We start from the raw sequence: 18,514 nt of genomic DNA, 5'->3' as shown, positions 1-18,514 counted from the left end.
TTGAGGAGAGTACAATGAATACGATTGATATTATGAACGCCGTAGAAAAGGATAAATCAGTGAATCCACAGCAAAAAGAATTTACCTCATCTGAAGCTCAAGTTAAGCAATCTGATACTGCATTTGTTGCTCAGTTTGAAACGGCTTCATCGAATAAAAAGCCAAAAACGAGCGAAGTTAAAATCAGTACCAAAGATGTGCATGTTTACTATGGTGAAGCAGAAGCAATTAAAGGTATTGATTTAGATGTTTATAAAAATGAAGTGATTGCATTCATTGGACCATCTGGTTGTGGTAAGTCGACTTTCTTGCGTACCTTAAACCGTATGAACGATACGATTGATAGCTGTCGCGTTACAGGTAAGGTGACATTAGATAATCAAGACATCTATGATCCAAATCTTGACGTTGTATTACTTCGTGCTCAAGTCGGTATGGTTTTCCAAAAGCCAAATCCATTTCCGAAGTCAATTTTTGATAATGTTGCCTATGGTCCTAAATTACATGGACTAGCACGTGACAAGTATGACTTAGAAGAAATTGTTGAGAACAGTCTACGTAAAGCTGGTCTTTGGGATGAAGTCAAAGATCGTCTTAGTCAACCGGGTACAGGTTTATCTGGCGGTCAGCAACAGCGTTTATGTATTGCACGTACCATTGCGGTGAGCCCTGAAGTGATTTTGATGGATGAACCGTGTTCAGCATTAGATCCAATCGCAACAGCTAAGATTGAGGAGCTTATTTCGGAGCTTTCAGAGCAATTCACTATTGCGATTGTAACGCATTCGATGCAACAAGCAGCTCGTGTTTCTGATCGTACGGCTTATTTCCACTTAGGTGATTTAATTGAAGTAAACTCAACGGAAAAAGTCTTTACTCAACCAGATCATCAATTAACTGAAGCATATATTACGGGTCGTTTCGGCTAATAAAAAGTGAATTAGAAAAGAGCCTTCGGGCTCTTTTTTTGTTATATAGATGAAAATGAATCTATTTTGCAAAAACGCTATTGAATTTTAATTGCACAGACCGCATGTTAGTCCAATAAAGACGAACTCAAAGAGCACATATTTTATGTTATTCCATTTACCTAAATTTCCTGCTGAAATTCGTATTAGTCATTTAAATGCACGTGTGAATGAACAAAGAAAAAGAATCGCACAAACAACTGCATCTCGTTTGGAATTATTACAACTTATGCAACAGCTCGCTAAAGAAGCGAAAGTGCGTAAGAAAAATGATAAAAAAATATATGTACTCGATTTTAAAGGTGATATACAGGCATCAGCTGTAGATACAATTCGTGAAGAAATCACGTTGATTTTAGCAACTGCAAAAGCAGGGCATGATCGTGTTGTAGTTCGTTTAGAAAGTCCAGGTGGAATGGTACATGGCTATGGGTTAGCGGCTGCTCAATTGGTTCGTTTACGTGATGCAGGTTTTAATGTCACTATTTGCGTAGATAAAGTTGCTGCAAGTGGTGGCTACATGATGGCATGTATTGCGAATGAAATTGTATCTGCGCCTTTTGCTGTGGTTGGATCAATTGGTGTGGTTGCGCAAGTACCAAATTTTAATCGTTTATTGAAACAGCATAATGTTGATTTTGAGCTGTATACGGCTGGTCAATACAAGCGTACCGTAACGATGTTTGGCGAAAACACAGCTGAAGGTAAAGCGAAATTTGAAGAAGAGCTACAACAAACGCATGTATTGTTTAAGCATTTCATTGAAAAATATCGCCCACAGCTCGACGTTGAAAAGGTCGCAACAGGAGAGCATTGGTATGGTGAAGATGCTCTTACGCTAAACTTAGTTGATAAATTACAAACTTCAGATGAATATTTATTAGGTTTATTGTCTCAGCATGATGTTTATGTGATTAATACCCGTAAACGCCCAACATTTGGCGAAAAGCTTGGTTTACAAGCTGCGCAAATGGCTGAAACTTTAATACCTACTGTTTTAGGAAAAGTTGCTGATACACTTTCGAAAGCCAACAGTACATTAGTACAAATGCGAGATCCAAAGTTTTAAGCTTCAATTTTGTATTTTCAAAACCAGTCTAAAGTGACTGGTTTTTTATTTTTAGAACTGTATATTTTAATTCAGTATGTTTGTTATTTGAACATATGGTCAGTTAAACAAACTTGACAAAATTTTTAGAGGAATCGATTGTTGTTACTTCGATCATTTGATATTTTAACTGACAGATTAATTACTTAACGATTCATTAATCCATAATTTTTAAAAAATAAAATTGATCAGTGAGCATAATAATGACAAGAATTGTTGTTTCTTCAAAGCAAAACTTGAATATTTTACAAGATGGACAAATCAAAAGCGTGGTTTTAAACCAAGCCTCTATTATTCAAGTGAGTGTCAATCAACAAGATATTAAATCAATTGTTAAACAAGGCAATGACCTCATTATTACACTTAAAAATGGTGAAAAAATTGTAGTTAATGATTTTTTTAATGATGTAAATATAAGTAAACATACTCTTGCCTTACAGCAAACCGATGGAACGTATGCCGTTGCTCAATTTGATGATGCTGGCAAATTCATGCGCTATTCTCCTGCGACTCAATTATCTCAATTTGCTTATACAGAGGCACCTACACAGGTTGCTATCACACAGAATGATAATTCAGATGTGGGTATTAGTAAGGCACAATTAATTAAAGTGGGTTTAGTTGCTTTAGCAGCTGAAGGTGTATATCTATGGGCAGTGAAAGATGATGATAAAGATGATCAACCTAAAGAAGTTGATCGTACCGCACCTGTAATAAAAGCTACTTTATCTCCTGATGATTCGCAAACAATTTCAGTTAAATCAGAAGCAAATGTTAAAATTCAAATTGTTGATGTAACTGGAAAAATAATTGCCAATGGGCAAACAGATGCACAAGGAAATTATACATTCAAACTTGCTGAGCCATTGTCTGCTGGAAGTAAGCTTATAGTAACTGCCACTGATAATGCTGGTAATTCAGCAAAAAGTGAAGTGAGTGGAACAAAGGATTTAACAGCACCAGATGCGCCAAATGCTCAATTAAATGCTGATGGAACGATTCTTACTGGTAAAACAGAATCAAAAGCAAAAGTTTCTTTGTTTGATGCCGATGGAAATTTACTAGGTACAGTAACAGCAAACACAGATGGAATATATTCTATCAAAGTTTCTCCTGCTTTAACCAGTGATAAAGGGGGAACCGTGATTGCGGAAGATGCTTTTGGTAATAAATCAAACCCATCAAAAGTATTTGCTGGTAAAGATACATTAGCTCCTGACCAACCTTTAATTGAAGTGAGTAAAGAGGGAAACTCTATCCACGGTCGTGCAGAAGCAAATGCAAAAGTGAATATTAAAGATGCTGATGGAAAAATTATTGGAACAGGTGTTACTGATGCACAAGGTAAATTTGAAATTACTATTTCCCCTGCATTAACAACAGGTCAGAAAGGCTCGATTATTATTGAGGATTCTGCTGGAAATCAGTCTAAGCCTTTGGAAATTACCACAGGAAAAGATACCATTGCACCAGATAAGGCAACTGCACAATTAAATGCAGCCGGTGATTCGATTACAGGTACTGCTGAAGCAAATGCAAAAATCCAAATTAAAGATTCAGCTGGAAAATTGATTGGAAGTGGTACAGCAGATGCTCAGGGTAAATTTACGATTACGATTTCTCCTGAATTAACTGAGAAAAAAACAGCAAAGATATATGTCACAGACGCTGCAGGGAATTCTTCAGATGCAACAGAGATTGTCGGAACCAAAGATATAACAGCACCAACAAAACCTACTGTTCCTAAATTATTTGATGATGTTGGTGATATTAAAGGTGAAATTAAGGTCGGTGGAACAACAGATGATCTCAAACCAACAATTTCTGGAGGGGCAAATTCAGCAGAACCAAAAGCCTTAATAACGATTTATGATAATGGACAACCTATTGGAGTTGTGACGGTAGCAAATAATGGCAGTTGGAGTTTTAATATCGTTAACGATTTGAGTTTAGGTCTTCATAAGATTACATTGACTCAAACGGACGCTGCTGGAAATACCAGTGAATTGAGTGATCCTTTTATATTTACTGTAGTTGCACCAACAGCTTCTATGATGTTTCATACTGATGAGACGTCATCAAATGCTATAGAAATGCTGTTAAGTGATCATGTTGGATTGAATGGAATTGAATTAAATCTCAAGTCAGATCCACAGCCAACAGTGCTTGAAAATATTTCTGTACATGATCTTTTGTCATCTTCAAATGATTCATTAAATGAAATAGATACATTGCTCAGTCAATTTAGCCCAAATAATTCAGAATCTGTAGGTAGTGTAAAATCAAATTCAGCAGCTTTTGATGACTCACTCAGTGTGAAATCAGATTTAATCGAACAAATGGATATATTGCAGCACGCAATCGTTTAGAATTTTTATATCGATAAATTAAAACTCTTATTTTGCAATAAGAGTTTTTTCTTTGTAAAGTTGAAATATCCCGATTAGGATTGCGCCAATAGTAGCAAGGAACATATCTTTATGAGCATCCCAAACATCACCTTGTTGACCATTGTAGTTTTCTGCATCCTCAGGCGATAATCCGATTGCAATCCACCATTCAATTAACTCATAGAACATACTTGATGCCATAACAAATTGGATCACTAGCAGAAATAAAGTTAAAGTTTTGGCATTTGGTAACCAAACCTGAAAACAACGATAAAAAAATGGATAGAGTAATAGACCATAAGCAAAATGAACAAGTCGATCATACATATTGCGCGACCAACCCAAATATTCATTGAGATTAAAATTAAATAAACTGATCAACCACTCGTTATAAGGGACATAGGAATATAAATAGTGCGCACCAATGATATGAATCAATAAAAATAAAAGATATAGACAAAAACTAGGAAAAGATATGCCTATTTTCCACATTGTTATAACCAATACAGCCAACATAAAGACTGTACCTATTTGATGTAACAAATACGCTTCGAACTCAAGAGGGTGAATGCTAGCTAAAATTATGGTAAATGAAAGAACTAACAAAGTGATGTAATGTTTTAAGGTTAGTTTTTTTTCTATCATGTTAAGTCCATAAACAATCAAGCAAGTTAAGTGTATTTATTCACCGGCCTCAATTGCAATAGATTGATTGGTAGGTGAAATACCGCCTAAAGCCTGACAAGCTTGTATATATAATTGATACTTTTGTTGTACAACTTCATCTAATGGCATGTCAAAGAGATCTTCGCCATTTTTGTATTGTTCTACATAATGAGATGCTTTTTCTTTGTTCGCTGCGAGTGTTTGTTGATAAAAGTTAGATATCGACGAGGCGCCTAATTGGCTCGTTTCGATATTTTTACATTCAAAATCTTTTAGCAATTTTTCTGCACGTTTAACTTCGCTAGACTTACCAAAAATGCAACCTGTTAAACTTATAAAGACAATAAACAGCAGAAAAAACTTCATAATATTTTAAGTAAAATTTTAAAGATCCTATTATTGTATATAAGATTAATTTTATAAATGCGCTATTTATGTCTAACATGATAAAAAAATTAAATATTCAACTCCATTAAACTATTCGTATAAACAATAAACACAATAAGGCTAAAATTATGAACATTCGAAAAGCAGAACAAAGAGATGTCAACGAATGTGTCCCATTGATTTACAGCGCGGCAGTGCCATTGTTTGATCATATTTATAAATATAAGTACATCAGTGCAGAGGATTTTATTCGTAAAGAGTTTTTATCTGAGCGAGGCTACACTAGTTATAAATTACATTGGGTGGTCGAACATAAAAATAAAGTAATTGCTGTAGTTGCATGTTATGGAAAGAATGATCTGCTGCATATGGATCAGGGAAGTTTGAAAAATATCTGGATAACTTATAGGTTTGGATTTGCTCGGGTTTTGTCTAGAGCTTTGCAAGCAGGCTCTGTTATAACTAAGCCAAGTGATTCATGTTTGCATATCGCTAATTTTGGTGTTCATCCAAGTTATCAAAGTCAGGGTATTGGCTCCTTATTGCTACAGCATTTGAAAGTATTCGCTCAGCAACATGGTCATATTGCTTTGTGTCTAGACGTATCTCAACAAAACATAAGAGGACAGAAGCTCTATGAGCGAATTGGTTTTAAGGTCGTCAAGCAAACCATGTTTAAGGGTACAAATAACGATATCATTCCTAATAGTCGACGCATGGAATGGTTATTTTAAAAACGCTAATTTGTAATTACAGTATATAATGGTATTCAATCAATTGATAAAAAATATTTTTTAGCTGTTATGCTATGGTAATGAATAATCTAAATTTTAAGCAAATAATGCGGTGCTTTGTATTCGGACTATTAATGAGTTTTGCTTTAGATGTAAATGCAGAAAACTACAATTTTTTTGAAGAGATAGCCAATGATGATGAGATGTTCGATGCTGCTTATCCGCAAATGAAAACTGATTACTCTGCGTTGCATAATCAGTTTTTTCAAGATGAGCGTTGGAAAGTCTATAATTATACTGCCTATCAAACCAATCAGTTTAATCAAAAAATGTTAACTGGTGAGACCAATAATCTATCTCTAGATGATTTTTCGATTTCGCTTGGTTATGGCATTGTTTATCAATTAAATAGCGCCAATCGGATTGGCTATGAATATCTTTCAAGTTTTCCTTTTGATCGCGGGCAGCTCATCCGATTTTTTTGGTTACGTGTTTTCTAAATTATTTTTTGATAAAGACCTGCTCGTACGACACCTGCTTTTGTTTCTTTGATTTTTTTCCATGAATTTGGCAGTTGGAGCAGGGTGAGTTCTCGATCAGCTTCGACATAAATATATGCTTTATCAACGATCAAAGGATCAGCTAATTCTGCCAACTCTTGCCAAAGATCAAGACTATACGGGGGGTCAAGAAAAACGACGTCATACGTACCGCTTAACTTTTTTAAAGCTTGTTGTGCAGTTGATACGATAAGCTGACAATTCTCATTTTTAAATAATTGAATATTTTGCTTTAAGAATCGCGCTTGCGTTGTATCAGGTTCAATCATCGTGACTTGGCTAGCACCGCGTGATAATGCCTCGAATGCGAGAGCACCAGAACCAGTGCATAAATCTAACACATGTGCATTTTGTATGTCCCACATGAGCCAGTTAAATAAAGTTTCCCGAACACGATCAGGAGTTGGACGTAAACCATCAATCTCTGCAAAAGTTAAAGTACGTCGCTTGAACTCACCACCAATGATTCTGAGTTGATTTTTCATTATTCAGAGTCTCCATTAGTTGGTGTTGTTTGAACAGCGGCTGTAGAACTCACAGGACTGGATGCTGGCGTATTGTTGCTTGAAGCTAAATTAGCATTATTACTATTTGATAGTTCACCGGGTTTAATACCAGCCGTCATTAGACCACCACTTACTTGGTGATTTGTTGGGCGAATCGGATTCTTCTTGCGAGTCACTAACCAATAATCAAAAATAGGACGAGCAATTTGTGCGGCTGAGCCACCATGTTTACCATTTTCCCAAACCACTGCAATTGCGATCTCAGGATTATCGGCAGGAGCAAAGCCAACAAATAAGCCATGATCCCATTGTCTTGAAGAAAGAGCTGCCTCGTTATAACGTTTGCCTTGAGCAATACTTTTGACTTGCGCAGTTCCTGTTTTACCAGCTATTGAATATTGCAGTCCACCTTTAATACCTCGTCCCGTACCTGATTGAATAACATCAATCATTGCTTCATGCATATTGGTCCAGTCTTGCTCTGTTCCGTTGAATTGGATTTTGCCATCTGGTGCATTATGTACGGTGAATTTTTTTGAGCCTTTAGTATCACGAAGCACGTGAGGTGTAACATGTGAACCTTTATTTGCTGTGATCGCTGTCGCCATCGCAAGCTGTAAAGGGGTTGCTGTAAATGCGCCCTGACCAATACTGACTGAAATGGTTTCGCCTTTTAACCATTTCGAATTTCGTGTTCTCATCTTCCATTCAGGGCTTGGATATAAACCTGAACTTTCACTTGGTAAATCAACACCAGTTTTTTCTCCAAAACCGAATTGACGCATCCAATCATTCATTTTTTCTATACCCATCCGATAAGACAAGATATAGAAATAAGTATCACAAGACACGACCTGAGCTTTGTGTAAGTTCACAGCCCCGTGACCACTCTTTTTATGGTCACGAAAGCGATGGCTATCACCTGGCAGTGAAAAATAACCCGGGTCAGAAATTGCAGTGCCCCAATCGACTAAACCATAATGAATCCCACCAAGACCAAACATTGGTTTAATCGTTGAACCTGGAGGATAAGCACCTTGAACTGCACGGTTATAAAGCGGTTGATCTAGATTGTCACGTAAACCACTATAATCTTTTGTGCTGATGCCTGTAACAAATAGATTGGGGTTAAAGCTCGGACTTGAAACCAAAGCTAAAATTTCACCCGTACGAGGGTCCATCGCAACAATGGCGCCTCGACGATCAACTAATTGTTGAGCTGCAATAGTTTGCAAACCAAAATCAATGGATAAATATAAGTCATTGCCACGAACAGGGGATTGCTTACCTAAATTACGCAGTACATTTCCATGTGCATCAGCCTCAACCGATTCGAAACCTGGTATGCCGTGCAATAACTCCTCATAACTCTTTTCTGCACCAATTTTTCCAATCAGATTGGTACCTGCGTATAAATCTTTATCAATTGATTTAAGTTCTTTGTCATTAATTCGCCCGACATATCCAATCACATGCGCAAATAGCTCACCATGTGGATAGTAACGTGTCATTTGAGTTTCAATTTTTACGCCCGGAAATGCATATTTAACTTCACTAAACTTGGCAATATCTGCTTCAGTTAAGTTGAGTTTGATTGCAATCCGTTCCGTTTTTCGGGCAGTTTTAACACGACTTTTGAAACGTTCTACATCTTCTTGAGATAAATTTAAAATAGGAGTTAAACGAGAAATTGTTCCATCAATATCGCTGACATCTGCGCGGCTTAGAGTGGCTGTGAAAACAGGATAATTATCTGCAAGTAAAACCCCATTACGATCATAGATATAGCCACGAGCTGGAGGTAGAGGTTGCAGTCGAATACGGTTCTTATCAGAAGCTGTTGTAAAATCGTCATAGTGCACAATTTGCAAATATGCATAGCGACAGATAAGTAAAAGCAAGAAAATTACAACAACAAAAATAGCAAATAGAATTCGACCCTTATAAATGCGCTTTTCTTGCTGCATGTTTTTTAAAGGAAAGTGCTGTTTCATAAGGCGTCGACTTAATTACAAGATAGAGGAAATAATGCCGAGCATTTTAACGTAAGTTGCACGTTCATACTGTAGAATTTTCAACTGTTCATAAAAATGATACTGCGACAGCTTTTGACTTTGCAGACATTAAAATAGTACGGTCTTGTATATTAGAAGCAAAATAATTCTGTTAAAGTCACAAACTGTTTGAAATAGGATTGTCCAATATACACTCTTAGGGAAAATGGAGAAAATAATGAGAAAATTTCAAGTCTTACTGGCGGTTTTAGCTTTCACTGGTTTCGCTCATGCTGAAGAAAATGCATATATGCCTGAAGCGAAACTAACTGGGGCGAATGTTTCAACATGGAATATTGGTGCAGGTTTTACTAAAAAATTACTACATGCAAATCTTGAATGGGTGAATCCATATGGAATTGCTTATGCAAAAGCTGGTGCATTTCTAAATGATGAAAATCCAGCAGGTGGTCAAGTTGGATTCCGTTATCCATATCATTTAACAGGCACGGATAAAAATGGTTATTACATTGGTGCTTATGCTGGACATATTGAAAGTAAACAAATTGATGGTGAAGAAAAAGCACGCTTAGGTGCAGGTGTTGATCTTGCATATGTTTGGTTGAATTCAGAACGTATTAGTACTTTTAGTGTGGGAATTGGTGCTGGCGAACGCATGAAAAATGCAAATGGAGATCTTATTGAAAAGACCGAGCCAACACTTCAGTTCTCTTATACCTTAAGTTTTGGTTTATAGCAGGTGAATTACTTATTCACTTCGTAAGCTGAAATCTATTAATAACTTTGAGAGTCATGCATGTTTGATTACGTCAATGAATTGTGGCAGATTTTCTTAGCACGTCCAGATTTTTGGGCAGTTCTCAGTATTATACCTGTGACTGCTTTTGTGACTTGGGCACACGTGTGGATGGCCTTGAAAATGGTTTTCTACCCAATTAAATTTTGGGGATTCCATTTAGGGCCATTACCTGTAGGTTGGCAAGGAATTGTACCTCGTAAAGCAGGACGTATTTCAGGCATTATTACTGACAATACATTATCAAAATTAGGTTCGTTGCGTGAATTTCTAGAGGCAATGGATCCTGAAGATATGGCAATGATCATTGGTGAGCAAGTTGGTTTTGAGCTTGAACACCTGATTGATGAGGTTATGATTGATCGTAATGCTGTTTTGTGGGAAAACTTACCATTCTCAATCAAACGCCGTATTTATGCTCAAGCACAGAAACAGTTGCCAAATACTTTAAGGGAACTTGTGACTGAGTTGACCATGAACGTAGAGTCACTTGTTGACATGCGTGAAATGGTAGTGAGCCAAATGGAAGGTGATCGACGTTTAATGGTACGTATGTTCCTTAAAGTTGGTCAAAAAGAAATCAATTTTATTTGGCACATTAGTGCATTGATTGGGATGTTCTTCGGTATTTTCCAAATGATTGTTTGGTTTGTTGTGCCGTGGCATTGGACAGTTCCATTTTGGGCAGCAATTTGGGGTTTCTTAACCAACTGGATTGCAATTTGGATGGTATTCAATCCGATTGAACCGCACTATATACGTTATCCTCAGCTCTTTCGTTTGACTAAAGATCATAAATTTCCTTGGGTTGTACCTGTATTAAAAATTGGTACATACAACGTTCAAGGTGCGTTTATGAAGCGCCAAGAAGAAGTTTCAGATGTCTTTGCCAGTGTGGTGACAGAAGACTTAATTACGTTGAAATCAATCATGACGGAAATGATGTACGGCAGTAAAAAAGATAAAACTCGCCGTATTGTCAAGCGTCATATTAACGAAATTATGGAAACCCCATTAGTCAGAACCTCATTGCAGCTATCATTAGGTCCAAGAGAATATGCTAGACTCAAGACCGACTTGATTGATCGCTCAATTGAAATTACTATGGGGCCAGTATGTGACCCAGCTCTGAATGCAAGTCGTGCGCAGAAGATCTTTCAAATGTTTAGAGACCGCATCCGTGAACTAACGCCGAAAGAGTTCCAAAATTTATTGCGGCCTGCATTCCAAGAAGATGAGTGGATTTTGATTGTTTTGGGTGGAGTAACTGGCTTTTTTGCAGGTTTGATTCATCTATTTGTTGCTTTCTTATAATTAATTTGATGTTGGTTGAGCAATAAGTCTGTATTATATTGCTCAATTTAAGATTTATTGTTTTTAAATGAGGATGTTCTTTTATGCGCATTATTTTACTCGGACCACCTGGGGCAGGTAAAGGTACTCAAGCTCAGTTGATCTGTAAGCGCTACAATATCCCACAAATTTCAACCGGTGATATGCTCCGTGCTGCGATTCGTGAAGGAACTGAACTAGGTCTTAAAGCGAAAAGTGTAATGGAGTCTGGTGGTTTGGTATCAGACGAACTCATTATTGGTTTGGTACAAGAGCGTATTGCTCAACCTGATTGTGTAAATGGTTGTATTTTTGATGGTTTCCCACGTACGATTCCACAAGCTGAAGCTTTAGAAACAGCGGGTATTTCAATTGATCATGTGATTGAAATTGAAGTTCCAGATGAAGAGATTGTTCAACGTCTTTCAGGTCGTCGTCAGCATCCAGCTTCTGGTCGTGTTTATCATTTGGTTTATAATCCACCTAAAGTAGAAGGTAAAGATGATGAAACGGGTGAAGATTTAGTTCAGCGTCCAGATGACCAAGAAGAAACAATCCGTAAGCGTTTAGGATCATATCATAGTGAAACTGAGCAATTAGTTGGTTTCTACCAAGGTCGTGCAGTTTCTGGTGAGAATGCACCGACTTATAATAAATTGAACGGTTTGCGTGCAATTGAAGAAGTTCAAAACGAATTATTTGCGATTTTGGATAAATAATCTGAATTGTTAATATTAAAAAGGGCTCTACATATGGAGCTCTTTTTTTATTTGGAGCTGATCATGCTAAAGTTTGTGCTTATTATCGTGGTGATATTGAGTGTCCTTTTACTATTGTTTTTATTATATCAAAGCCAAAAAATGCTTCGTCATGTGCAAAAGCAACAGGCATTGGAAAATAAGCAAAATGGTAGACCTCGTCAGCTACATCCAAAATTACAACAAAATAAAAAACCTCAGGATTAACTGAGGTTTTTTATTGCAATTGATTTGACAGCACCAAATTCAAAACGATCAGGCCAATTACAAACATCGGATACGATACACTCTCCACATTTAGGCTTGCGTGCTATACAACAATAACGACCATGTAAAATTAACCAATGATGCGAATCGATAATAAATTCTTTAGGAATCACTTTAATTAAACGATGCTCAACCTCGAGAACATTTTTACCTACTGCCAAACCAGTTCTGTTACCGACACGAAAAATATGCGTATCAACTGCCATGGTCGGTTGTCCAAAAGCAGTATTGAGTACCACATTCGCTGTTTTACGTCCTACACCAGGTAAAGCTTCTAGTTGCTCACGTGTTTTTGGGATTTGACCTTGATATTGGTCTACAAGAATTTGGCAGGTTTTGATCACATTTTCGGCTTTGGAATTATATAAGCCAATGGTTTTGATATATTCTTTTAACCCATCAATTCCAAGCTTCAAAATAGCTTGAGCGGTATTAGCAACAGGATAGAGTTTATCTGTTGCTTTATTTACACTGACATCGGTCGCTTGAGCCGAGAGCAAAACGGCAATCAGTAACTCAAAGGGAGATGAGTAATTCAGTTCAGTCTGTGGATGCGGTCTTTGTTCACGTAAACGTTCAAAAAAAGTCTGAATTTGCTTTTTAGTCATATTCTTTACGGGCATTTAGATGTCCTGCAATTCATTTAAACGTTGTTGTAAAGCAAGCAATTGAACTTGTTTTGATTCATCGGCGCGAACGCTCAGCTGCTTTTCAAGCTTCTTGATCTGCGTGCGTAATTTCGCTAGCTCAATTGTCGTTTTTGCATCCAGTACTGGGCTATCTTTAGGTTTATCTATCAAAGTAATGACCGGCACATTGTTTTGCGATTGAGAGAATTGAGCAAAAAGCTCAACATCTATTTCAGCCCGTACAATTGGTCCTTTGCGATTTAAGCGTTGTTTTTCTTCACGTTGGATGTGTGCGTAATAGCGGTGTCTTAAATCATCCTGTTCAGCTAAACGTTGTTCAGCTGTTGGAATAGGTTTAGGGTCAGGAATCAAGTCAATACAATCCACAGGACAGGGTGGAATACATAATTCGCAGCCTGTGCATAGATCAGTCAAAATACTATGCATTAATTTACCACTACCAATAATGGCATCGACAGGACAGGCACTAATACATTTGGTACAGCCGATACATTCATCTTCTCGAATCACCGCTTTGATTCGTTGTGGTCGACCATCGAGTTGAATATCCCAAACACTGGGTTCTGCTGTTAAATTGGGTCGGTCTAATAATGCTGCCAAAGCATCAGCAACAGGTTGTCCACCAGGCACACATTTATTCGCTTCTTCTCCCTCAGCAATTGATTTTGCATATGGTAAGCAGCCATCACGATGCCCACATAAACCACACTGTGTTTGTGGCAAAAGCTGATCGATTTGGACAATAAGTGCATGTTGTGCAGTAGGTGACATGTATTGGAGTTGACTGGCGCAAAACTGGGTGCTCAGTATAGCAAATAATGCTTTAACACGGCGGAAGCAATCTAAATATATGCGATGCATATGGATACACTTATTGCTTAAAAATAGTGCTAATAATGTGTTATTTTAGTGCGTATTTGTATATAAGTCGATCTTTATAGCCAGAAATCAATCGATTTTTCTCATTTGCGGAGTGTTGTATAGATATTTATTATATAAATAACGAATATTTACCAATATAAGTTTTTGATTTTTAATAATAATAGTGAGTTTGTGTAAAAATAATATTGTGATGAAATCGCAATCTGTATTTAATATATGCAAAATCCTGTTTTGGTGCATTTTTAGCACCAATATAAAACACTTACTCGGGGGTGGATGTTGAAATACAGTAGCTTAAATGACTTTCTCAATTATGTTAAAGCTAGAGATCCAGATCAACCTGAATTTTTGCAAGCTGTTGAAGAAGTAATGACCAGTTTATGGCCATTTATTCAGAAGAATCCGAAATATGCTCAATATGCTTTATTAGAGCGTTTAGTAGAACCTGAACGAGCGATTCAATTTCGAGTCTCTTGGATGGATGATCAAGGCCAAACGCATGTGAATCGAGCTTTTCGTGTTCAATATAACTCAGCTATTGGTCCATTTAAAGGTGGAATGCGTTTTCATCCTTCAGTAAATTTATCCATTTTAAAGTTTTTAGGCTTTGAGCAAACTTTGAAAAATGCCTTAACCACACTGCCAATGGGTGGCGGTAAAGGTGGTTCTGACTTTGATCCTAAAGGTAAATCTGAAGCAGAAATTATGCGTTTCTGCCAAGCATTGATGCTCGAATTATATCGTCATTTAGGTGCAAATACGGATATTCCTGCTGGTGATATTGGCGTCGGTGGTCGCGAAGTGGGATACATGGCAGGTATGATGAAAAAGCTAAGCAATGACACGGCTTGCGTTTTCACGGGGAAAGGTATTTCGTTTGGCGGTAGTTTGATGCGCCCAGAGGCAACAGGCTATGGAGCAGTCTATTTTGCTGAAGAGATGCTAAAAACACGTGGTCAAAGTTTTAATGGCAAAACGGTTTCTATTTCGGGTTCTGGAAATGTCGCACAGTTCGCCGCAGAAAAAGCCATGTTCTTAGGTGCAAAAGTTGTTAGCTTGTCGGATTCGAATGGTACTGTCTATTTAAAAAATGGTTTTACTGATGAATTACTTGCAGAAATTATGACCTTGAAAAATGTCAAGCGGGGGCGTGTTTCTGAGTTTGCTTCAAAGCATGGATTTGAGTATTTCGAAGGTAAAACACCGTGGCATATTCCTGTGGATATTGCATTACCTTGTGCTACACAGAATGAACTGCTAGCTGAGGATGCAGAGCTACTTATACAAAATGGGGTAATCTGCGTTGCAGAAGGTGCCAATATGCCCTCTACACTCGATGCAGTTGAAAAGTTCATTGCTGCTAAAATTCTTTATGCTCCAGGTAAAGCATCGAATGCAGGTGGTGTAGCGACTTCTGGATTAGAAATGTCTCAGAATGCCTTACGTCTTGGCTGGAGTCATGGCGAAGTAGATGAGCGTTTGCATGCAATTATGAAAGATATTCATGCGAATTGTTTAAAATATGGCACGCAAGAGGATGGTACGGTAAATTATGTTGACGGCGCCAATATTGCTGGATTTGTAAAAGTTGCAGATGCCATTCTCGCGCAGGGTATTTATTAAAAATCTCCCAAAATCCCACTTTAATAAAGAGGGACTTTGTATAAAAAATCCGATGCAATTCACTTGCATCGGATTTTTTGAAAGCAATTAATTAAGGTTTTTTAACAATTTCTTGTTCAACAACCATATCTAACACATCAGCGAGACTCGATTGGTCAGCAGCAGGATTTTTAATTTCAAAACGCTTAACTCGTACAATCACACGTTGATTTGGATTGTGTTCAAAGCCTTCAATTTGACCGTAATAAAGTGACCAGTCTTTATCTGCATAAGTTTTGATGCCTTTGTCATCATACTTAATCTCACGAACTTGCATACAAGTTTGTGGTGCAACACCAACACAAGATTTAGTTTCAGGCGCAATTTCTAGGAAAACTGTTTTACCTTCAGACTGATACTTCGCTTCAGCTGTCATTTTTCCGACAAATGTGTATTTTTGACCATTCGCATCATTGATGGTTAAAGTTGGTTGATCTAAGTTCGTTGCGTTCACTTCAAATGGAATTTGACGTTTTTGTAAAAGAGTTCCTGCGAATTGCTCTTGTTTCATAAGTGCTGGATCACATGCCATCATTGTTGATGCACCATCACCTGTCGCGATCAAACCATTTTCAATTTTCCATGATGTATTTAAGCGATTACAACCTGTATCTACAGATAAGCGATCGTTGGCTAAGAAGCTTAATACGATTGGACGTTTGGTATCAGCAGGTTGATATGACCAAGTGTAGTTGGTTAACACGTTGCTATTCGTCACTTTTGCACCTGTAAATACGTGTTTTTGCCCTTTGCTATCAGTTACAGTCAAGATTGCTTGACCATTCGTCGTACTGATTTGAAATGGAACTTTTTTATCACTGAAAATATCAGCAGATAAACGTTCTTGTTGCATTAAATCATCTGCACAAGCCATTTTTGTTGACATAAGTGCCGAAGTTACAATGTTATTGCCTTCGACTTTCCAAGTACCACCTTGACCATTACAACCTGTTTGAATAGCAAGTCTTTGATTATCATTAAAAGATAAAACTAAGGGTTTTGAAGCTTTAGAACCTTGATAAGTCCAGTTATATTCAGCTAAAGTTTTTGCACTCGATGTTGTATTTATTTGAGAAATTACACCGTCAGTTACATTTTGTACGCTTTGACACGCCATTAAAGAAAGGGGAAGTAAGGCAAGAACTAAATATTTAATTTTCATATTTAAGACAACAGTAAATAAATAACAGTAATAAGCTTAAAGTATTCTTAAAAAAAGAAAATGTAATCCGTTTAGTGGTTAAGTGTGTTAAATGTATCTAATTGTAAAATTTAAAAAAGTATAGCAATTTAATAGACTTATTTAAAGAATATAAATAAGCCTATCATTTTTCTCTTTAAGCATGAGAATTAATCAAAACGATAAATATCCATGCCAAGTGAGCCCATTGAGAAACTACTATGAACAATATTAAATCGGTGACCCGTACCCATTGCAAAAAAAAGTGGTGCCAAATGTTCAATAGTCGGATGATTGTGTTGAATAAAAGGAAGTGATGGCCAATCTAACACGCCATCATAGTCTTGATGGCTAAGCTTACTAACAACTGTATTTCTAAACGTACTTGCCCAATTTGGTACATCTGCATCAGCTTGCCATGAAAGCTCAGCAAGATTATGGGTAATACTACCAGATCCAATCAACAAAATTTGTTGCTCACGTAAAGGGGAGAGAACCTTTCCAATTTTATAAATCTCATCAGCATTCATGTTCATGGGCAATGAAATTTCGATTACAGGAATATCTGCTTCAGGATACATGTGCAGCAAAGGCATCCACACGCCATGATCACGTGGGCGAGTACTATTTGCATGTGCTGAAAGACCAGCATTTTCAAATAAACTGAGTATTTTTTCTGCAAGTTGAGGTTCACCAGCGGCTGGGTAATGAATTTCATAAAGTTCAGGTGGAAAGCCACGAAAATCATGCCAAGTTCTTGGTCGAGTTGATGTACTGACCTCTAATGCTTGGCTTTCCCAATGGGCAGACATCACAATAATCGCTTGAGGTTTAGGGAGATTGGTACTCAAACGATATAATGCTGGTCCAACTTGCTCAGGATCAAGTGCAAGCATCGGTGAACCATGAGAAATAAATAATCCTGGTAAAGTTTGCACATTCATAACTCAATACCTGATTTGAAATACAGCTTTATCGTGACAAATTCATATCAATATTGACAGCCCTTTAATCTCAACAGATTGTTCTATAATCAGAACAAATCATAATGATCTAAGCGCGATGATATGGATGGTTGTGATTAATACTCATCGCTCGATATAACTGTTCAATGAGTAGAATACGAACCATTGGATGCGGCATGGTTAATTTTGAAAGTGACCAATGCCATGCCGCTGCTTTACGTACGGCATCTGAATGCCCATCCGGACCACCAATCGCGAGCGCAATATCATGACCTTCAAGCATCCACTGCTTCATGGTATCCGCTAATTTCTCTGTACTCAGTTCTCGACCGCCCACTTCCAATGCGATTAAAATTTCATTGGATTTGAGCGTATTTAAAATACTGTCGCCTTCAATTTGACAGTATTTCAAAATATCAGCTTCAGAATCATTTTTGCCACGTTTCGCCATGGGCAATTCAATAACTTGAGTTTGTACAAACGGCTGAATACGTTTGAAATAGTCCTCAAATCCAGTTAAGACCCATGCTGGCATTTTTTGACCAATGGTCAGAATACGAATTTTCATAAAATAGATAGGGTAAAAAATTATTCAGATTATAAACCCTAGCGATAGGTCGTGCGCTTAGTTCACGCTTTAAGTTGTCATAAAAAATACAAAGAGCGTATTTAGACTAAGAATAAAAAA

At 37.3% G+C, this 18,514-nt stretch carries 19 protein-coding genes; 10 read left to right on the top strand and 9 right to left on the bottom strand.

Translation table 11 applies throughout. The features are described from left to right. Positions 1 to 14 precede the first annotated feature (14 nt). The 3 genes from pstB (at position 15) to blp2 (ending at position 4,445) form a co-directional block, all read left to right on the top strand. A complete protein-coding gene (gene pstB, locus NGC85_RS11905; RefSeq protein WP_254731448.1) occupies positions 15 to 929 on the top strand; it encodes a phosphate ABC transporter ATP-binding protein PstB in 915 nt (304 codons plus the stop codon). A 145-nt stretch (positions 930 to 1,074) separates the two neighbouring features. Continuing rightward, a complete protein-coding gene (sohB, locus tag NGC85_RS11900; RefSeq protein WP_169109021.1) occupies positions 1,075 to 2,037 on the top strand; it encodes a protease SohB in 963 nt (320 codons plus the stop codon). A 242-nt stretch (positions 2,038 to 2,279) separates the two neighbouring features. Further along, complete coding sequence (gene blp2 / locus NGC85_RS11895; protein ID WP_254731445.1) at positions 2,280 to 4,445, top strand: Ig-like repeat protein Blp2; 2,166 nt, start codon at positions 2,280 to 2,282, stop codon at positions 4,443 to 4,445. A gap of 27 nt (positions 4,446 to 4,472) precedes the next feature. On the opposite strand, the gene NGC85_RS11890 is transcribed toward blp2, so the two are convergent. Both NGC85_RS11890 and NGC85_RS11885 read right to left on the bottom strand, forming a co-directional pair. After that, positions 4,473 to 5,111, bottom strand: coding sequence for a DUF2238 domain-containing protein (locus NGC85_RS11890; protein ID WP_254731442.1), 639 nt, complete (start codon positions 5,109 to 5,111; stop codon positions 4,473 to 4,475). Positions 5,112 to 5,147: 36 nt separating this feature from the next. Continuing rightward, positions 5,148 to 5,498: a hypothetical protein gene (locus NGC85_RS11885; protein ID WP_254731439.1), complete on the bottom strand. Its 351-nt coding sequence runs from the start codon at positions 5,496 to 5,498 to the stop codon at positions 5,148 to 5,150. A gap of 149 nt (positions 5,499 to 5,647) precedes the next feature. Between NGC85_RS11885 and NGC85_RS11880 the strand changes: the two genes are divergently transcribed. Both NGC85_RS11880 and NGC85_RS11875 read left to right on the top strand, forming a co-directional pair. Then, on the top strand, positions 5,648 to 6,253 hold the full coding sequence (locus NGC85_RS11880) for a GNAT family N-acetyltransferase (RefSeq protein WP_254731436.1): 606 nt from the start codon (positions 5,648 to 5,650) through the stop codon (positions 6,251 to 6,253). 107 nt (positions 6,254 to 6,360) lie between these two features. Next, positions 6,361 to 6,753, top strand: coding sequence for a hypothetical protein (locus NGC85_RS11875; protein WP_254805597.1), 393 nt, complete (start codon positions 6,361 to 6,363; stop codon positions 6,751 to 6,753). Here NGC85_RS11875 and rsmD read toward each other — a convergent pair. Together rsmD and mrdA are read right to left on the bottom strand one after the other, a co-directional pair. Further along, on the bottom strand, positions 6,750 to 7,298 hold the full coding sequence (rsmD, locus tag NGC85_RS11870) for a 16S rRNA (guanine(966)-N(2))-methyltransferase RsmD (protein WP_254731433.1): 549 nt from the start codon (positions 7,296 to 7,298) through the stop codon (positions 6,750 to 6,752). The genes NGC85_RS11875 and rsmD overlap by 4 nt on opposite strands. After that, positions 7,298 to 9,313 (bottom strand): penicillin-binding protein 2, encoded by a 2,016-nt coding sequence (mrdA, locus tag NGC85_RS11865; protein WP_254731430.1) that lies wholly within the window; start codon positions 9,311 to 9,313, stop codon positions 7,298 to 7,300. Before mrdA ends, rsmD begins: the two co-directional genes overlap by 1 nt. Positions 9,314 to 9,551: 238 nt before the next feature. Here mrdA and NGC85_RS11860 point away from each other — a divergent pair, with 238 nt between their 5' ends. The 4 genes from NGC85_RS11860 to NGC85_RS11845 all read left to right on the top strand — a co-directional run bounded on the left by NGC85_RS11860 (position 9,552) and on the right by NGC85_RS11845 (position 12,427). Next, positions 9,552 to 10,070, top strand: a complete 519-nt coding sequence (locus NGC85_RS11860) for a hypothetical protein (RefSeq protein ID WP_254731426.1) — start codon at positions 9,552 to 9,554, stop codon at positions 10,068 to 10,070. A 60-nt stretch (positions 10,071 to 10,130) separates the two neighbouring features. After that, on the top strand, positions 10,131 to 11,444 hold the full coding sequence (locus tag NGC85_RS11855; protein WP_254731424.1) for a hypothetical protein: 1,314 nt from the start codon (positions 10,131 to 10,133) through the stop codon (positions 11,442 to 11,444). A gap of 83 nt (positions 11,445 to 11,527) precedes the next feature. Continuing rightward, the gene (gene adk / locus NGC85_RS11850) at positions 11,528 to 12,181 is read left to right on the top strand and encodes an adenylate kinase (RefSeq protein ID WP_254731421.1); all 654 of its coding nucleotides are present in this window, start codon (positions 11,528 to 11,530) and stop codon (positions 12,179 to 12,181) included. A gap of 63 nt (positions 12,182 to 12,244) precedes the next feature. Next, positions 12,245 to 12,427 (top strand): hypothetical protein, encoded by a 183-nt coding sequence (locus NGC85_RS11845; RefSeq protein WP_254731418.1) that lies wholly within the window; start codon positions 12,245 to 12,247, stop codon positions 12,425 to 12,427. Here the strand turns inward: NGC85_RS11845 and nth are convergent. After that, on the bottom strand, positions 12,424 to 13,110 hold the full coding sequence (gene nth, locus NGC85_RS11840) for an endonuclease III (protein ID WP_254731415.1): 687 nt from the start codon (positions 13,108 to 13,110) through the stop codon (positions 12,424 to 12,426). The genes NGC85_RS11845 and nth overlap by 4 nt on opposite strands. Continuing rightward, on the bottom strand, positions 13,111 to 13,998 hold the full coding sequence (locus tag NGC85_RS11835) for an RnfABCDGE type electron transport complex subunit B (protein ID WP_277560066.1): 888 nt from the start codon (positions 13,996 to 13,998) through the stop codon (positions 13,111 to 13,113). Positions 13,999 to 14,295: 297 nt separating this feature from the next. On the opposite strand from NGC85_RS11835, the gene gdhA reads away from it, so the two are divergent. Then, positions 14,296 to 15,642 (top strand): NADP-specific glutamate dehydrogenase, encoded by a 1,347-nt coding sequence (gdhA, locus tag NGC85_RS11830; protein WP_254731412.1) that lies wholly within the window; start codon positions 14,296 to 14,298, stop codon positions 15,640 to 15,642. Positions 15,643 to 15,733: 91 nt separating this feature from the next. On the opposite strand, the gene NGC85_RS11825 is transcribed toward gdhA, so the two are convergent. The 3 genes from NGC85_RS11825 to rlmH form a co-directional block, all read right to left on the bottom strand. Beyond that, a complete protein-coding gene (locus NGC85_RS11825) occupies positions 15,734 to 16,843 on the bottom strand; it encodes an META and DUF4377 domain-containing protein (RefSeq protein WP_005057237.1) in 1,110 nt (369 codons plus the stop codon). Between the two features lie 188 nt (positions 16,844 to 17,031). Continuing rightward, the gene (locus NGC85_RS11820) at positions 17,032 to 17,805 is read right to left on the bottom strand and encodes a class III extradiol ring-cleavage dioxygenase (RefSeq protein ID WP_169109011.1); all 774 of its coding nucleotides are present in this window, start codon (positions 17,803 to 17,805) and stop codon (positions 17,032 to 17,034) included. 109 nt (positions 17,806 to 17,914) lie between these two features. After that, positions 17,915 to 18,394 carry a 23S rRNA (pseudouridine(1915)-N(3))-methyltransferase RlmH gene (gene rlmH, locus NGC85_RS11815; protein WP_005057233.1) on the bottom strand — a complete coding sequence of 160 codons (480 nt, stop codon included), beginning with the start codon at positions 18,392 to 18,394 and terminating at the stop codon, positions 17,915 to 17,917. Positions 18,395 to 18,514: the final 120 nt, after the last annotated feature.

It is taken from the genome of Acinetobacter sp. Z1 (genome assembly GCF_024296945.1).
Taxonomy (GTDB): Bacteria; Pseudomonadota; Gammaproteobacteria; order Pseudomonadales; family Moraxellaceae; genus Acinetobacter; species Acinetobacter beijerinckii.
This window is presented reverse-complemented; position numbering and strand designations above follow the sequence as displayed.